Origin of the sequence: Arundinibacter roseus (genome assembly GCF_004348825.1) — a bacterium.
Lineage (GTDB): Bacteria > Bacteroidota > Bacteroidia > Cytophagales > Spirosomataceae > Arundinibacter > Arundinibacter roseus.
The window spans coordinates 150,101-165,510 of sequence record NZ_SMJU01000001.1 but is presented as its reverse complement, the minus strand read 5'-3'; the positions used below and the strand labels follow the sequence as shown (position 1 = coordinate 165,510).

General features: G+C 44.6%; 15 protein-coding genes. 7 read left to right on the top strand and 8 right to left on the bottom strand.

Annotation, left to right across the window (positions count from 1 at the left end; genetic code table 11):
* Window positions 1–85 precede the first annotated feature (85 nt).
* Together EZE20_RS00775 and gmd are read left to right on the top strand one after the other, a co-directional pair.
* Complete coding sequence (locus EZE20_RS00775; protein WP_132113473.1) at window positions 86–661, top strand: SPOR domain-containing protein; 576 nt, start codon at window positions 86–88, stop codon at window positions 659–661.
* A 96-nt stretch (window positions 662–757) separates the two neighbouring features.
* Window positions 758–1,870, top strand: a complete 1,113-nt coding sequence (gene gmd / locus EZE20_RS00770; protein ID WP_132113471.1) for a GDP-mannose 4,6-dehydratase — start codon at window positions 758–760, stop codon at window positions 1,868–1,870.
* Window positions 1,871–1,978: 108 nt separating this feature from the next.
* Here the strand turns inward: gmd and EZE20_RS00765 are convergent, their stop codons facing one another.
* The 5 genes from EZE20_RS00765 to EZE20_RS00745 form a co-directional block, all read right to left on the bottom strand.
* Window positions 1,979–3,505, bottom strand: a complete 1,527-nt coding sequence (locus EZE20_RS00765; RefSeq protein ID WP_132113469.1) for a Do family serine endopeptidase — start codon at window positions 3,503–3,505, stop codon at window positions 1,979–1,981.
* 217 nt (window positions 3,506–3,722) lie between these two features.
* Entirely contained in the window at window positions 3,723–4,157 is a 435-nt protein-coding gene (locus EZE20_RS00760) for an Hsp20/alpha crystallin family protein (RefSeq protein ID WP_132113467.1), read from the bottom strand.
* Window positions 4,158–4,465: 308 nt separating this feature from the next.
* Window positions 4,466–5,215, bottom strand: coding sequence for a ribonuclease III (gene rnc, locus EZE20_RS00755; RefSeq protein WP_132113465.1), 750 nt, complete (start codon window positions 5,213–5,215; stop codon window positions 4,466–4,468).
* 21 nt (window positions 5,216–5,236) lie between these two features.
* Window positions 5,237–6,490 (bottom strand): beta-ketoacyl-ACP synthase II, encoded by a 1,254-nt coding sequence (gene fabF, locus EZE20_RS00750; protein ID WP_132113463.1) that lies wholly within the window; start codon window positions 6,488–6,490, stop codon window positions 5,237–5,239.
* Between the two features lie 45 nt (window positions 6,491–6,535).
* On the bottom strand, window positions 6,536–6,772 hold the full coding sequence (locus EZE20_RS00745) for an acyl carrier protein (protein WP_132113461.1): 237 nt from the start codon (window positions 6,770–6,772) through the stop codon (window positions 6,536–6,538).
* 228 nt (window positions 6,773–7,000) lie between these two features.
* On the opposite strand from EZE20_RS00745, the gene kdsA reads away from it, so the two are divergent.
* From kdsA to EZE20_RS00730, 3 genes are all read left to right on the top strand, one after another.
* The gene (kdsA, locus tag EZE20_RS00740; protein WP_132113459.1) at window positions 7,001–7,819 is read left to right on the top strand and encodes a 3-deoxy-8-phosphooctulonate synthase; all 819 of its coding nucleotides are present in this window, start codon (window positions 7,001–7,003) and stop codon (window positions 7,817–7,819) included.
* 78 nt (window positions 7,820–7,897) lie between these two features.
* Window positions 7,898–8,569 carry a phosphatase PAP2 family protein gene (locus EZE20_RS00735; protein ID WP_132113457.1) on the top strand — a complete coding sequence of 224 codons (672 nt, stop codon included), beginning with the start codon at window positions 7,898–7,900 and terminating at the stop codon, window positions 8,567–8,569.
* Between the two features lie 27 nt (window positions 8,570–8,596).
* Window positions 8,597–9,145 carry a DNA-3-methyladenine glycosylase I gene (locus EZE20_RS00730; protein ID WP_132113455.1) on the top strand — a complete coding sequence of 183 codons (549 nt, stop codon included), beginning with the start codon at window positions 8,597–8,599 and terminating at the stop codon, window positions 9,143–9,145.
* 24 nt (window positions 9,146–9,169) lie between these two features.
* Here EZE20_RS00730 and EZE20_RS00725 read toward each other — a convergent pair whose 3' ends face one another.
* A complete protein-coding gene (locus EZE20_RS00725) occupies window positions 9,170–10,087 on the bottom strand; it encodes a PfkB family carbohydrate kinase (protein WP_132113453.1) in 918 nt (305 codons plus the stop codon).
* 83 nt (window positions 10,088–10,170) lie between these two features.
* Window positions 10,171–11,355: a hypothetical protein gene (locus EZE20_RS00720; RefSeq protein ID WP_132113451.1), complete on the bottom strand. Its 1,185-nt coding sequence runs from the start codon at window positions 11,353–11,355 to the stop codon at window positions 10,171–10,173.
* A gap of 181 nt (window positions 11,356–11,536) precedes the next feature.
* Here EZE20_RS00720 and cysS point away from each other — a divergent pair, with 181 nt between their 5' ends.
* Window positions 11,537–13,033 carry a cysteine--tRNA ligase gene (gene cysS, locus EZE20_RS00715; protein ID WP_132113449.1) on the top strand — a complete coding sequence of 499 codons (1,497 nt, stop codon included), beginning with the start codon at window positions 11,537–11,539 and terminating at the stop codon, window positions 13,031–13,033.
* A 96-nt stretch (window positions 13,034–13,129) separates the two neighbouring features.
* Here the strand turns inward: cysS and EZE20_RS00710 are convergent, their stop codons facing one another.
* Entirely contained in the window at window positions 13,130–14,032 is a 903-nt protein-coding gene (locus EZE20_RS00710; protein ID WP_132113447.1) for an alpha/beta hydrolase, read from the bottom strand.
* A gap of 368 nt (window positions 14,033–14,400) precedes the next feature.
* On the opposite strand from EZE20_RS00710, the gene EZE20_RS00705 reads away from it, so the two are divergent.
* Window positions 14,401–15,129 carry an NUDIX hydrolase gene (locus EZE20_RS00705; protein ID WP_132113445.1) on the top strand — a complete coding sequence of 243 codons (729 nt, stop codon included), beginning with the start codon at window positions 14,401–14,403 and terminating at the stop codon, window positions 15,127–15,129.
* The last annotated feature ends 281 nt before the right edge of the window (window positions 15,130–15,410 follow it).

The window sequence follows — 15,410 nt, the reverse complement described above, 5'->3', positions numbered from 1 at the left end:
TATACAATAACGCCTGTGTGCGCTAAATAAGGATGTTAATTCGTTTTTGGTTAAGTTTGTATGTACTCCTGAATTACCCCGACACATGAATTTTTATAAAGTATTTCGTTACTCGCTTGCTCTATCAATCTTCCTGGGGCTGTCTGCCTGTGCCAGGAAAACGACTCCCGGGTCTGCTGCTGAAAGTTTTGAGAAAAACCTGGCGTCTGTCAGGCCACACTATTCGTACGTAGAGCCTGTACCGGAAAAAAAACAACAACCCGAAAAAAAAGAACCTGTACGCTATCGTCCCTCTCCGGACGATAAGCCCCTGTATATCAATCGGCAACTGGAAGCGGTGTTGGATACAATGGCCCAGCAAAATAAAGCCATTCGGTACATCAGCGGTTTCAGAATTCAGCTTTACGTCGGCAACATTCGTCAGGAAGCCGACGCCGCCAAAGCATTTGTTTATCAATCTTTTTCAGAATTGGCCCCCTATGTGAGTTATTCACAGCCTACGTATCGGGTCAAAGCCGGAGACTTTATGTACCGGACGGATGCTGATAACTACCTGGCTCAAATCAGGCAGCAATACCCGGCAGCAGTCATTTTGCCCGAACGCGTTGAAATAAAAAAGGGACTGCAAATTCGCGCTTCTACCGACTTTCCAAAGTATTAGCCTTCAAACGAATACGAAATGGGTGTCGTGGATTTAGTTAGATTATCTATTTTTGTGATTCGATAACCAAAATGGATGCAGTGCATCGAATCTTTTATGAAAAAAGCATTAGTAACCGGAATCACCGGACAAGATGGAGCTTACCTCGCCGAACTTTTACTCAGCAAAGGGTATGAAGTCCACGGGATTAAGCGCCGTACTTCCTTGTTTAATACCCAAAGGATAGACCATATTTACGAAGATCCCCACGAAAAGAATGTCCGGTTTCATCTTCATTACGGAGACCTGAGCGACTCGACCAATATTATTCGCATCATTCAGGACGTACAGCCCGACGAAATCTATAACCTGGGAGCAATGTCGCACGTGCAGGTTAGTTTTGAAGAGCCCGAGTATACCGCTAATGTTGACGGAATCGGTACACTACGGATTCTGGAAGCCGTTCGTTTACTGGGACTCACCCAAAAAACCCGGATTTATCAGGCCTCCACTTCTGAGCTGTACGGGCTTGTGCAGGAAGTGCCTCAGTCCGAGACGACACCTTTTTATCCGCGTTCTCCGTATGCAGTAGCTAAACTATATGCGTACTGGATCACCGTTAACTATCGGGAAGCCTACAACATGTTTGCCGTCAATGGCATACTTTTTAATCATGAGTCTCCACTTCGGGGAGAGACCTTTGTAACCCGCAAAATCACACGGGCCGTTGCCCGTATTGCCCTGGGCTTGCAGGACAAAGTGTATCTCGGGAATCTTGATGCTCAGCGCGATTGGGGGCATGCAAAAGATTATGTAGAGGCCATGTGGCTGATTTTGCAGCAGGATGTTGCCGAGGATTTTGTGATTGCGACAGGACAAACAACCCGCATCCGGGAGTTCGTGCGCATGGCGTTTGCCGAAGTAGGCGTAGAACTGACGTTTACGGGTGAGGGCGTACACGAAAAAGCCACCGTTGCCAGTTGCTCAAATCCTGCGTACCAGTTGCCCATAGGAAAAGAGGTTGTTGCCATTGATGAGCGCTATTTCCGCCCAACAGAGGTAGAGCTTTTGATTGGCGACCCAACAAAGTCTCAAACCAAACTAGGCTGGAAACCAAAGTATGATCTCAAAGCGCTGGTCAACGATATGGTTACTGCCGATGTAGAACTGTTCAAAAAAGACCAATTGCTGGAAAATAGCGGCCACCGGGTGATGAATTATTTTGAATAATTTTATTTATATTTAAGTTACTAGCCAATAAACGCCAAATGCCCGAAGCAATTCGGGCATTTGGCGTTTATTGTAAACTCGGTAAAAAGGAAATTATAATTTCATGACTTATAGTCGAAATCCAAACGTAAAGATTTCAGCAGGAGAATCAGGATACAACCCTTCAAACTGAACCATTGAGTCTGTTTTCCCGGCCAATGCCTGTTGGAGTTCTTTTACCGACAACACAGGCTTGCCATTAATTTTGGTAATAATAAAGCCTTCTTCCACCCCAACTCTGGTCAATTTCCCACCTTGGATAGACATTACCTTTACACCTCCCGGAATTTTGTAGCGGGCAAGGCTCTGCTTTTCCTGTGTAGTCAGGTTATCAAACTGTGCGCCCAGGGCGCTTAGGGCTACCGAAGCTTCCTCACGTTTCAACACGTCGGAACCACCTTCACGGTTGCGCAGAGTTATTGACAGATCTTTTTCTTTCCCATCGCGATTCACCGTAACCATGACTTTATCGCCAGGGCGATGCAAACCAATGGATTGCTGAAGCTCAGGAACAGAGTTAATCGTGCGTCCATCTACTTTCACAATCACATCGCCTTGTTTAACTCCGGCAGCTTCTCCGGCACTATTTGGGGCAAACTTGCTAACATAGACACCTTCGTTCACTTTCACACCGTATTCTTCGGCTTTGCGGCTATCAAGGTCGTCCAGTACAATTCCCAGATAACCACGTTGTACATTGCCGAATTTAATTAAATCACCAGAAACTTTTTTGACAATGCTGGCAGGTACCGCAAACGCATAACCTGCAAAACTACCCGTAGGGCTGGCGATAGCGGTATTGATTCCAATCAGTTCACCCTTTAAATTAACGAGCGCTCCGCCACTGTTTCCCGGATTTACCACGGCGTCCGTTTGAATAAATGATTCCAATGGCGAATCTCCCTCATAGTTGCCGCTATTGCCGTATTTCTTCTTGTATTCGTTGCTGATAATACCCAGGCCACGCCCTTTGGCGCTGATGATCCCGGCGGTTACGGTTGATTCGAGATCAAAAGGATTTCCAACAGCAACCACCCATTCGCCGACTTTTACGGCATCAGAATTACCAAAAATAATCGACGGCAATTTGGACTCTTCTACTTTAATCACTGCTATATCCGTAGATGGGTCCGTTCCTACAACTTTGGCTTTTAGTTTTCTTTTATTAGAAAGCGTCACTTCAAGCTCTTCGGCTCCTTCCACCACGTGATTGTTGGTCACGATATAGCCTTCGCTGCTGATAATGACTCCCGAGCCGCTTGCTTCTGCACGTTGAGGGCCTCGTTGTCTTTCAAAGCTATCACCGAAAAAATCGCGAAAAAATTCAGGAATCTGCGCGTTGGAAGCACTTGCCTGGCGCATCATGCTCGATCTGATATGTACCACCGTTGGCGTGGTGGCCTCGGCAGCATACGTAAAGTCTCCGGGCATACCCGTAGGCGCACCGGTGGACGTAAAACGAGCCAACGTTTCGGCGGGAGCTTCTTTCAATATTACATCCTGCTCACTGCCTGATTCCAATAATTTGAAACCGGCAATGGTGGTGGCACTTGACAGCAAACCCACCACTATTAATGCTTTCCAGTTTGTATTCATAGTTGTTACTTCGGGTTTTAAAAATGTATCTTAGAAACGCAGGTGCTATCGTTTATCATTCCTTTGTGGAGGGGTTTTAACAATTTTTAACAAAGGTACTCATTGTTAAAAAAAGAATCATACCACATCCGCCTACGTCTATCACCTTACATACTATAACAACCAAAGGCGATTTCGGTTCAGAGAAATCGCCTTTGGCCTGTTGGGTTCAAACGCATTAACCGATCTCAATCGTGCGATTGGGCCGAGCCTTTGCTTCTTCTCTCTTGGGAAGCTCTATATGAAGGATCCCATCCGTATAGGTTGCGCTGATTTGTTCGCTATCGATGGTTGCGGGCAGTGTGAATGTCCGCTGAAAAGAAGCGTAGCGGAACTCACGACGGGTGTATTTCTCATTTTTCTCTTCTTCACTTTGCTCTTTCTTGGAGGCAATCGTCAACCGGTTTTGGTCAAGGTTGATGGTGAAATCAGACTTTTGAAGCCCTGGTGCTGCTACATCAATACGAAAGCTATTTTCATTTTCGACCACATTTACAGCTGGTGCAGTACCGTTGTAGGCTGGTTCAAACAGCTCATTCATCAGACTTTTGTTTACAAAGCCATTAAAAAATCCAGGATACTGATGATTTCCGTTTTTTACTAAGGTATTCATGGGTGATACTATTTAAAGGTTAGCGTATTGTTACGGTGTTTTTTCTGACACTACAATACGCTATTTTAAATTCCTGTTCCATGATCCTTTTACATAAAAACTTCTGTCAAAATGTCCGAATTGGTTAAAGATTACCAATTTATACAGACATAGTGGCATGTTTCTGTGTGAAAAGTTGACACGAGTAGTAGCGAGAAATTATTCCACACCTTTTACGAAAGATGGGAAATTATACCTCAGACGGGTGTTTTCAGATAAAAAAATACGAAAGAAGGGGTAATTTGTGCAACAGCGGCACAAGGAAAAGATTATTTGAGCTCCAATTGCTCGCAGGCTTTTTCGGCAGCAGCCTGTTCGGCTTTTTTCTTGGTGAAGCCGTTGCCGGTAGTGAACGCTACTTCTTCAACAACTAGCTGCGAGATAAATTCGCGATGATGCCGATTGCCTTTTTCTTCCAGTACTTCAAACCTGATTTCTTTGCCTTCACGTTGTGCCCATTCGATAATGAGGCTTTTGAAGTTGATATTATTTTGAATAATATCTTCGAGATCGTAGTGCGCAAGAAGTTTTTTGAGAATAAATTTTCTGGTGAAACGGAATCCTTTATCCAGGTAGATAGCGCCCACAAATGCTTCGAGGGCGTCGCCATACATAGACGATCGGGGCGACATGCCGCGGCGGTTGCCGTCGTACTCAATGAGCCGATCCAGGCCTAGTTTGCGGGCAATTTGATTGAGCGTTTCCCGATTGACAATGCGGGAGCGGATTTCGGTCAGGAAGCCTTCGTCTTTGTAGGGATATTTGGTAAAAAGAAATTCGGCAACTACCATGCCCAACACGGCATCTCCAAGGTATTCAAGGCGTTCGTTCGACTCTCTGAATCCCTTGATGGCAGTTTCGCGAGAGGCTGACGTATGCCTGAAAGCCAGTTGATACACACGGATATTGGCGGGCTTCTCTCCCAGAATTAATTCTATGGATTTCTTGAAACTCTTTTCCGCAGGGCTACTATCTGACTTGAAAAGCGAGAGGATCGGTAATAAAATTCGCTTAGCCAAGATGCATAGAATTAGTAGTAATTAATCTTCCAGTTTTCTGAAAATAACGGATGCATTATGTCCACCAAAACCAAAAGTATTGCTCAGAGCAACCTTGACCTCACGCTTTTGAGACGTATTGAACGTTAGGTTCAGACGAGGGTTGATTTCAGGATCGTCTGTAAAATGATTAATCGTTGGCGGAATTACCTGATCCTGAATTGCCATAATACAGGCAGCCGCTTCTATGGCTCCGGCACCTCCGAGTAAGTGGCCTGTCATGGATTTGGTGGAACTGATATTCATTTTGAATGCATGATCCCCAAAAAACCGCTCAATCGCTTTGATTTCCTGCGGATCGCCAATAGGTGTTGACGTGCCGTGGGTGTTGATATAATCGATTTCTTCCGGCTGAATGCCAGCATCTTCCAGGGCATTTTTCATCACATTAAATGCACCGATTCCATCAGGATGCGGGGCCGTAATATGATAGGCATCCGATGACATGCCCGCGCCAATCATTTCGGCATAAATCTTTGCTCCGCGAGCTTTGGCGTGCTCATATTCTTCAAGAATAAGTGCTGCGCCGCCTTCTCCAAGGACAAATCCGTCCCGATCCTTATCGTAAGGCCGTGAAGCGGTTTCGGGAGAGTCGTTGCGTTCGGAGAGCGCTTTTAAAGCATTAAAACCACCTACGCCGGCATTGGTTACGGCAGCCTCTGAGCCGCCGCTGATGCATACCTTCATTACACCCAACCGGATGTAATAGTAGGCGTCAATGAGGGCATTGGTGGCCGAAGCGCAGGCAGAAACGGTGATGAAGGTTGGGCCACGAAACCCATACCGGATTGATAGAACCCCGGAGGCGCTATCGGCAATCATTTTGGGGATAAAAAACGGATTGAAGCGTGGATTGCGCCCACCTTCCGAATAATTCATTACCTCATCTTCGAAGGTTTTTAAACCTCCAATTCCCGAACCCCAAATAACGCCGGCTTTGTCCAGATCCAGTTTATCGGTATCAAAGCCGGCGTCTTTCATAGCCTCATCGGTCGCAATGACCGCATATTGGGTAAATGGGTCCATTTTACGAGCCTCCTGACGCGGAATGTAATCATTGATATCAAGGCCTTTTATTTCACAGGCAAAGCGGGTACGAAACCGCTCGGCATCAAATCGGGTGATTGGGGCAGCTCCGCTGACACCAGCCACTAAATTCTTCCAAAAGGTGGGAGCATCATTTCCGACCGGTGTAAGGGCACCGATACCAGTAATTACAACGCGTTTGAAACTCATAAAATAGATTAAGGGTGAAGATGATACGGATAGTAAAACAATAAATTACTTCACGTTTTCTTCCAGATAGGTTACCGCCTGACCTACCGTACCGATGTTCTCAGCCTGATCGTCCGGAATTGAGATATTGAATTCTTTTTCAAATTCCATGATCAACTCTACGGTATCAAGAGAGTCGGCTCCTAAATCATTGGTGAAGCTAGCTTCGGTCGTAACTTCCGACTCTTCTACGCCAAGTTTCTCGACGATGATCTGCTTAACTCTTTCTGCGATTTCTGACATTTTTTGAACGCTTTTTGGTTAAAAACGCCACAAAGAAAGATATTTCAAATCATTTTGTCAAACAATATTTTAAAGGCACGCTTTTGGTCAGGGTCTTAACAGATTAAAAAAATATCAGAAAATCAGTCGCTTACAAAATATTGAGCGGTCAAAGGTTCCCATCAAACACAGAAGAAGGCAGAGAACGCTATCTTTGAAAAATCTTTTAACGTCAGGACAACTACGTTTATGTCGCCAATTTCGAATATAAAACATACCAATTCCGGCCATTTTTTTTTGATGGCCGGCCCTTGTGCCATTGAAAACAGGGATATGGCTCTGCGTATTGCTGAGCACATACACGGCATTTCGGATCGTCTCAAAATTCCATTTATTTTTAAAGGTTCGTATCGAAAAGCCAACCGGACCCGGCTTGATTCGTTCACGGGCATTGGTGATGAGAAAGCCCTGAAAATCTTACAGGAAGTAGGTCAGACCTTTGGTATACCGACGGTCACTGACGTGCACGAGGCGCACGAAGCTACGATGGCCGCTGAGTATGTGGATGTATTACAAATCCCGGCTTTTCTTTGTCGCCAAACCGATTTACTGGTTGCCGCTGCCCAAACAGGAAAAGCGGTTAATGTCAAAAAAGGTCAGTTTCTGTCGGGAAGCTCTATGAAGTTTGCCGTTGAAAAAATAAAGGACACCAACCCGGATTCAGCTGTAATCCTGACCGACCGGGGCAATTCCTTCGGCTACGGAGATCTGGTCGTTGATTTTCGGAATATTCCCGAAATGCAGGCATTTGAAGTACCTGTGGTGATGGATTGTACGCATTCCCTGCAACAGCCCAACCAAAGCAGCGGTGTTACGGGTGGCAAGCCGCGTCTCATTGCGACGATCGCCAAAGCGGCAATTGCCGTAGGGGCTGATGGGCTGTTTATTGAAACCCATTTTAACCCATCCGAGGCTAAGTCTGATGGTGCCAATATGCTCCCGCTTGATCAGTTGGAAGGTCTGCTTACCCAATTAATTCGGATTCAGGAAGCGGTGCAGCATTCTTGAACAATAAATTTATACTAAAAAAGTCCGTTCAAACTATCGGCTAATTATGTTTCCTGGGAAGCTGGATCATTTGTTTTTATGAAGAAATTTCTTGGGTTGTGTTGGATATTGCTTGCCTGCATGACTCCGGTTCAGGGGCAGTCGGAGGACGATACGTTGCGGCAGGCTTTTCCCGTCAAAGCACTTATTATTCCGGCAACTTTGGCTACGAGTGGGCTATTGGTGCAGGGAAAAATAAGTCGTCAGTTGCAGCATCAGGTTGTGGACAGGTATCCCGGTGGTATACATACTCAGGCCGATAAATTTCTGCCATTTGCCCCGGCAGCTCTAAGTTTAGGCCTGGGAGCTGCTGGTGTCAAAGGGAGGCACATGCCCGGACAACAACTGCTTCTAACCTTATTGGCCAACGTTACCGCACAGGGTGTTACTCAAAGTCTTAAACTTGTAGCACGTTATCCCAGGCCTGATGCGTCGGGTTTTGATGCGTTTCCTTCGGGGCATACTACGGCGGCTTTTACTTCGGCCACACTTCTGCATAAGGAATATGGACACCGCAGCATGTGGTATAGCGTGGGAGGATATGCCGTAGCAAGCTCGGTAGGTGCCCTACGAATTATGAAAAATGAACATTGGCTATCCGATGTATTGTTTGGAGCAGGCGTCGGCATTGGCGCAACGCATCTTGTTTATTGGGGATACCCCTGGGTAAAGAGTAAAATTCGCAGAAAAAATAAACGAATGACTGACTAATGCGCTCTGGCGAGCCACCAATTTACTATGTCGTACTGTTCTTTTGTAAATGATCCTGACGCCTTGGATTCAGCTGATTTTCGGTTGCATAAGCACTACCATGACTACCACTACGGTTTCCCGATTGCGGAGGACGACGAGTTGTTTGGAAGGTTGCTTCTGGAAATTAATCAGGCAGGATTAAGCTGGACGCTGATGTTGCGCAGGCAAGAAAATTTTCGGCAGGCCTACGATGGTTTTTCAATTGATAAAGTGGCCGCTTACACCGCTCAGGATGTTGAGCGCCTGCTGAATGACGCCGGAATTATTCGTAATCGACTGAAAATAAATGCTGCTATTTTTAATGCTCAGCGTATTGTAGCGCTTCGGGAAGACTACGGATCATGGAAGGGTTGGCTCGATGCGCATCATCCCTTGACTAAGCCAGAATGGGTCAAGCTTTTTAAGAAAAATTTTAGATTTACGGGAGGCGAAATCGTAGGAGAATTTCTGATGAGTACAGGCTATCTGCCCGGTGCCCATTCGGCGGATTGTCCGATTTTTACAAAATTAAAAACGAACGCAGACCGCAGGTAAAGCACGATCTGCGTTCGCAAATAGTTAACGGATTTCGAAGCTGGCAAGGCTTACAAATTCAAGTACGCGGTTATCAATTTCTTTTTCGGTAAGATTTACCAAACGTTCGCTGCCAAACTTTTCTACGCAAAAAGAAGCCATGGCTGAGCCGTAAATAATGGCCCGTTTCATGTTCTCAAAAGAAATGTCATCGGTACTGGCGAGGTAGCCAATGAAGCCACCTGCAAACGTATCTCCGGCGCCGGTTGGGTCAAAAACTTCTTCCAAAGGCAAAGCGGGAGCAAAGAAAATGCGGTCACCCTGAAACAGTAGCGCGCCGTGTTCGCCTTTTTTGATAATGAGCGTTTTGGGGCCCATCTCCATAATGATTGCCGCTGCCTTGCGAAGCGAATATTGTTGCGATAGCATTCGGGCTTCTTCATCATTGATGGTTAGGACATCAACTAATGGCAAAACCGCTTTCAGGTCGTCCATGGCAATATCCATCCAAAAATTCATGGTGTCGAGCATCACGAGTTTGGGGCGTTTCTCCATGCGGTCGAGTACTTGTTTCTGAATGGCCGGGGCGGTATTTCCCAGCATCAGATATTCGCAACCCTGGTAAGAAGCAGGAATGACGGGGTCAAAATCGCCCATAACGTTAAGCTGTACATCCAGCGTGTCGCGGGTGTTCATATCCGTATGGTATTTACCTGACCAAAAGAAAGTTTTTCCATCAGCTTTTATCTGCAAACCTTCGGTATTGATGCCGTGTGAGACAAAAAGGTCGATCATTTCCTGAGGAAAATCTCCGCCTACAACTGCCACCAGATTATTGGCTTTTGTGAAGTAAGAAGCAGCCAGCGTAATGTAAGTTGCGGCACCGCCAATAATTTTATCAGTTTTGCCAAAGGGCGTTTCGAGGGCATCAAAGGCCACAGATCCAACAGTAAGTAAACTCATAGAGATTGAAAATAGAAAGCGGTCTGCCGCTGCGATTTATAAGTAAAACGTAAAATAAATAGTCGTAGATAGTAGCTTGTCAATCAAATTATTGGATGCCTTTTGAACTCTTTTGAAGGATCAAATAGAAGGCGATAGGTTAGATGTTTTTTTTGAATGACTCCCCCGAGCATTTTGGCAAAGTTCAGCATTTTAGGATTAAAATCACCAATCCAGTTCAATTCCAGATCTGTGTATTGATAGCCGGGTTTCCAGGCTACTTTTGAATAGGCCAGCGCAATAGCTGATTCAATTCCTTTCTTTTGAAATTCGGGTATCACCCCAAAAATCACCCCAAAAGCCCGATGATTGGTTTTGCGGTAGGTATGGTACAAAAACTTTAATTTCCCGATCCAATCCAGCTTTCCGTTTACATGCTTGAAAATCTGATTCAACTCCGGCAGCATGATAAAAAATGACATGGGTTCGTCATTGTAATACCCAAACCACATCAGCTCTTCTTCCAGAATCGGCTTCATGCGCTGCATCAACGCCCGTGCCTGCTCGGTACTCATATCGCTTGTGCCCAGGTTTTTGGCCCAGGCTTTGTTGTAGATGATCCGAAAATCTTCCGCAAATTTTGCCAGTTCATTTTTCTTTACATGCCGGAAATCATAGCCCGGTGTAGCAAAAATTCTTTGGGCGCGGTCAAAAACGGCCGGATGTAGCAGCGGACGTACTTTTTCTTCCCGCATGGGAAGGTAATAAGTGTATTGCTCAAAGTAATTCTGAAATCCGTAGTCCTCAAAAAATGCCCGGTAGTAGGGCATGTGATAGTCCATGCCGTAGGTAGGCTCTTTGTCGTAGCCATCCACAAGCAAGCCCCAACGACTGTCGCGCTCGCCAAAATTGATTGGCCCATCCATCGCTTCCATCCCTCGTTCGGCAAGCCAATTCCGACAGGTATCCATCAATAATCGTGCGACTTCGGGACTGTTGGCGCATTCAAAAAAGCCCATGCCTCCCGTGGGCTGTTCATTGCCGGCGTGCACCGTTTTTTGATTAATAAATGCCGCCACCCGGCCCACCGTCTGATCGCTCCCATCAATAACGAGCCATCGGGCACATTCGCCGGTCGAAAATAATTTGTTTTTGTGAGGGTCAAAAATTGCCTCAATATCTTTATCCAAAGGACGAATCCAGTAAGGATTGTGCCGGTAGATCCGCACGGGAAGCTGAAGAAATTCACTACGAAAAAAAGAATCGGTTCCTACTTCTACAATTTTCATGCAGTTACTAATACGGTTCGTCAGTATTTTTGAATAAAAAAATCTCTGCGAAGATAAGGAAAACCCCTGAACCCGATGAAGGCGGTGGCGGTAAGATGCAATTTTTGGCGGTCAATCCTTGGCAATTACCTATTTTTGTGCCGCCAATTCCGTCAGGAAAAACCAAAACATAATCCCTTTCATGACAACACAACAGCCGCTGAAGCTTTATAATACGCTTACCCGTCAAAAAGACCTCTTTGAACCCATTGCTCCACCGTACGTAGGCATGTACGTATGCGGCCCGACGGTTTATAACAATGCGCACCTTGGAAATGTACGCACGTTTATGACCTTCGACTTACTGTTCAGGTATTTGTTACATTGTGGCTACAAAGTTCGGTATGTGCGCAATATTACCGACGTAGGTCATTTGGTAGGCGATGGCGACGAAGGCGAAGACAAAATCGGACGCATGGCTAAGCTCGAAAAGCTGGAACCCATGGAAATTGTGCAGCGCTATACCAACGATTTTCATAAGGTCATGGAGGACTTCAATACGCTTCCTCCCAGCATTGAGCCTACCGCCACGGGACACCTCATTGAGCAAATTGAAGCCGTGCAGTTGCTGATCGAAAAGGGGTTGGCCTATGAATCCAATGGTTCGGTATATTTTGATATAAATGCCTACAATCAGGCAGGAAACAATTATGGCAAGCTTTCGGGCCGAATTCTGGAAGATTTGCTTAACGAAACGCGCGAGCTCGACGGCCAATCAGAAAAACGAAATCCGCTGGATTTTGCGATTTGGAAAAATGCATCCCCCGAACATATCATGCAGTGGAACTCACCCTGGGGTCGCGGATTCCCGGGCTGGCACCTCGAATGTACCTGCATGAGTACCAAATATCTGGGCAATCGGTTTGATATTCACGGAGGCGGCATGGACCTCAAATTTCCGCACCACGAATGCGAAATTGCGCAAGGTACCGGCCTTACGGGCATCGAGCCGGTTCGGTATTGGATGCATACCAATATGCTGACGGTCAATGGACAGAAAATGTCCAAGTCGTTGGGGAATTCTTTTCTGCCGGCACAGTTGTTTAGCGGCAATCACCCGTTGCTCGAACAGCCGTATAGTCCCATGACCGTGCGGTTTTTTATGCTGCAAAGTCAATACCGCAGCACGCTCGATTTTTCCAATGAAGCCCTTAAAGCGGCTCAGAAAGGATTTAAACGATTAGCCAATGGTTTACGCGTCATAAAAATGCAAGCCTTTGTAACTGAGGCAGATGTGCCTTTGGATGAGAAGAAGATTGAGGATATAAAAAAATCCATTCAGGGCTTTTATGACGGTATGAACGACGACCTGAATACGGCCGTAGCCATCGCTCATCTATTTAATTTATTGAAGTACGTGAACATGCTCTACATGAATCAGGTACGGTCGGCAGCTTTGGGTGAAGAAACATTTAACCTCCTGAAAGACAATTTTATTCTATTCTTCGAAGAGGTTTTAGGTTTACAGGAAGAACCCACGCAGGGAGAGTCGGTGCTGACGGGAATGCTTAGCCTGTATCGCGAACATAAAGCAGCGCAGCAGTACGACAAGGTTGACGAAATACGTTCGTACTTCAAAAATCAGGGGCTCGTAATTCGGGACATGAAACACCGCATCGACTGGGCCTACGAGGAATAGAACTACTGGTAAGTGGGCAGCTGCTTACCAGTTTCAAAAGCTCATGAACGCAGGTGGTTTTGACAATACTATTGAGTTAATTTAAAGCTATTTTATTCAAATCAGATCTTGTGACTCTAACCATTTTCTGAATGCATTAATCCACTCATCACTTGGCAGATTCTGCTTTTTCATACCAAATCCATGATTGCCTTTTTCGTAAATATGCAATTCTACCGGCTGTTTGGCTACGTTATACGTTTTGTATAGCTCAATAGACTGCTTTTGAAAACCGAAGAAATCATCACTCGCAACGGCCATAAATAATGGCATTGGTTTAGGGGCTAATTTTGTCAAATCCAATACATGCATAGCCGCATAAATCGGTGCAAAAAAATCGGGTCTATTTTTCTCAGAGGTATAGTTTAGTCCGGCGTTCGCAGCCACTGTGCCACCTGCCGAAAATCCTATAATTCCGATTTTTGCTGGATTAATTGTGTATTTCGCCGCATTTTCCCGCAGATACGTTATCGCCGCCAATCCGTCAGCGTTGGCCAATTTTATGTACGGGGCCATATCGGCATCTAATTTTTCCTGACCCTTTTCCAGTTTTTCCATAAATTCCTTACCAGGATTTTCGCCGGTTGGAACTAAGCGGTATTTTAAGACAAATGCTGCAATACCATGTTCGACGCACCATTGAGCCAAAAAATTACCTTCATTATCTATGCTCAAAGAATGAAAGCCGCCTCCCGGTGCAATAATTAGAGCCATTCCGCTGGCTTTTGAGGGGTCTGGTAAGAATGCCGCAAGGCTTGGAGTTGATACATTAGAAACTGTTGGCAATTTGTCCCATTCCGAAATTAATGTGCGTTCTCCTCCTTCCCAAATCATATCTGATGATGATGGGATAGATTCTAACCTGATGATTTCTGATGCTTTTGTAGTACTTGCATTTTGAGCGAAGGAATTTAATACACCCACGAAGAGAATTGCTGTTATAACGAAGAAATATTTCATGTATCTAGTTGCTTATAAAAAATCATGGAAGTAATGCTGAAAAATAGCGTGTCGGGAAGGATGTCTGCTTTCTTTATTAGTTGGTTGGTGAGTCCTTAGCTTTAATTTTATATTTTATAAAACAAAGGTAAGGAGATTTGTATATAGTCTACAAAAATAGACAATAAAGTTTTTAACTATTTTTTCTTTGAATATTTATAAAATGCAAATGGTGTTTTTTAAGGAGGAGGAGTACCTTTACTTAAACCATAAGTAGTTGTTAGCTATTAGGTTATTAGTCATTAGGGATTATGTTGTTGTAAATCAATACTTTGTGATACTTATAAACCTAATATAATTTTGCTTAAATACTTATTGCCGTATTTCTGATGAATCTATTCAATAATCAAACATATATTCCCCAGCTTGCCATTGACTGTGTGATAGTTGGCTATCAGGAACGAACGCTTAAAATATTGGTTTCGAAGTTGAATTTTAAAGGAAATTTCTATGCGCTACCGGGCGGATTTATTCTTCAAAAAGAAGGGATAGACGAAGCAGCGCATCGGATTCTGGAAGAACGAACGGGCATGTCAAACATCTTTCTGGCGCATTTTAAAAACTTTGGTCAGGCAAACCGGACTAACAGAGAATTTCTGGAAGAAGTGATAGAGCTCAATCAGGAGCATTTTATCGGTGAAATGACACTTTCGAAGGCAGATTTTGAATGGCTTACCAACCGATTTGTTTCTTTGGGTTACTACGCTTTGGTAGATATTAATAAAGTTACACCAAAAAAAACAGCCTTGGACGAATCAATGGAGTGGTACAATGTACACGAGCTACCGGTCCTGATGATGGATCATGCGGAAATGATTAACAAAGCGCTCGAATCTTTACGATTAAATCTTAACACAAATAGTATTGTGCTAAACCTTCTGCCCGAATCCTTTACGATGAAGGAGGTACAGGATTTGTACGAAACCATTTTTGAAGAGACCTACGCCCGAAATAACTTTCAGAAGAAAATTTTAGATTTGAAGGTTTTGGAGCGTTTGGAGAAAAAATACACAGGAGCATCAAACAAAGCGCCCTACTTGTATCGAATTAAGAGATGATGTCCGTGGTCTGAGTAAATTAATTATTTGATTATCAGGTGATTCTTTAAAAGGAGCTCTTTGCTTTCTCCACACTGGTTCAACTATTGCCTTGAAGATAAACGTTATATTCCCTTGCCCGAAGTAGTTTTTTATAGTTCAATTTTTATTTCAGGAGCGATAAAGCAGACGTTCTGTTTCAATAAAACGAAGTCATTTTTCAAATTGAGGTGCGAAAGTAGTTGATACACATGAAGTCAATCATGTATGAATCGTACTGATTAGGGTGTAAGATTTTGCCT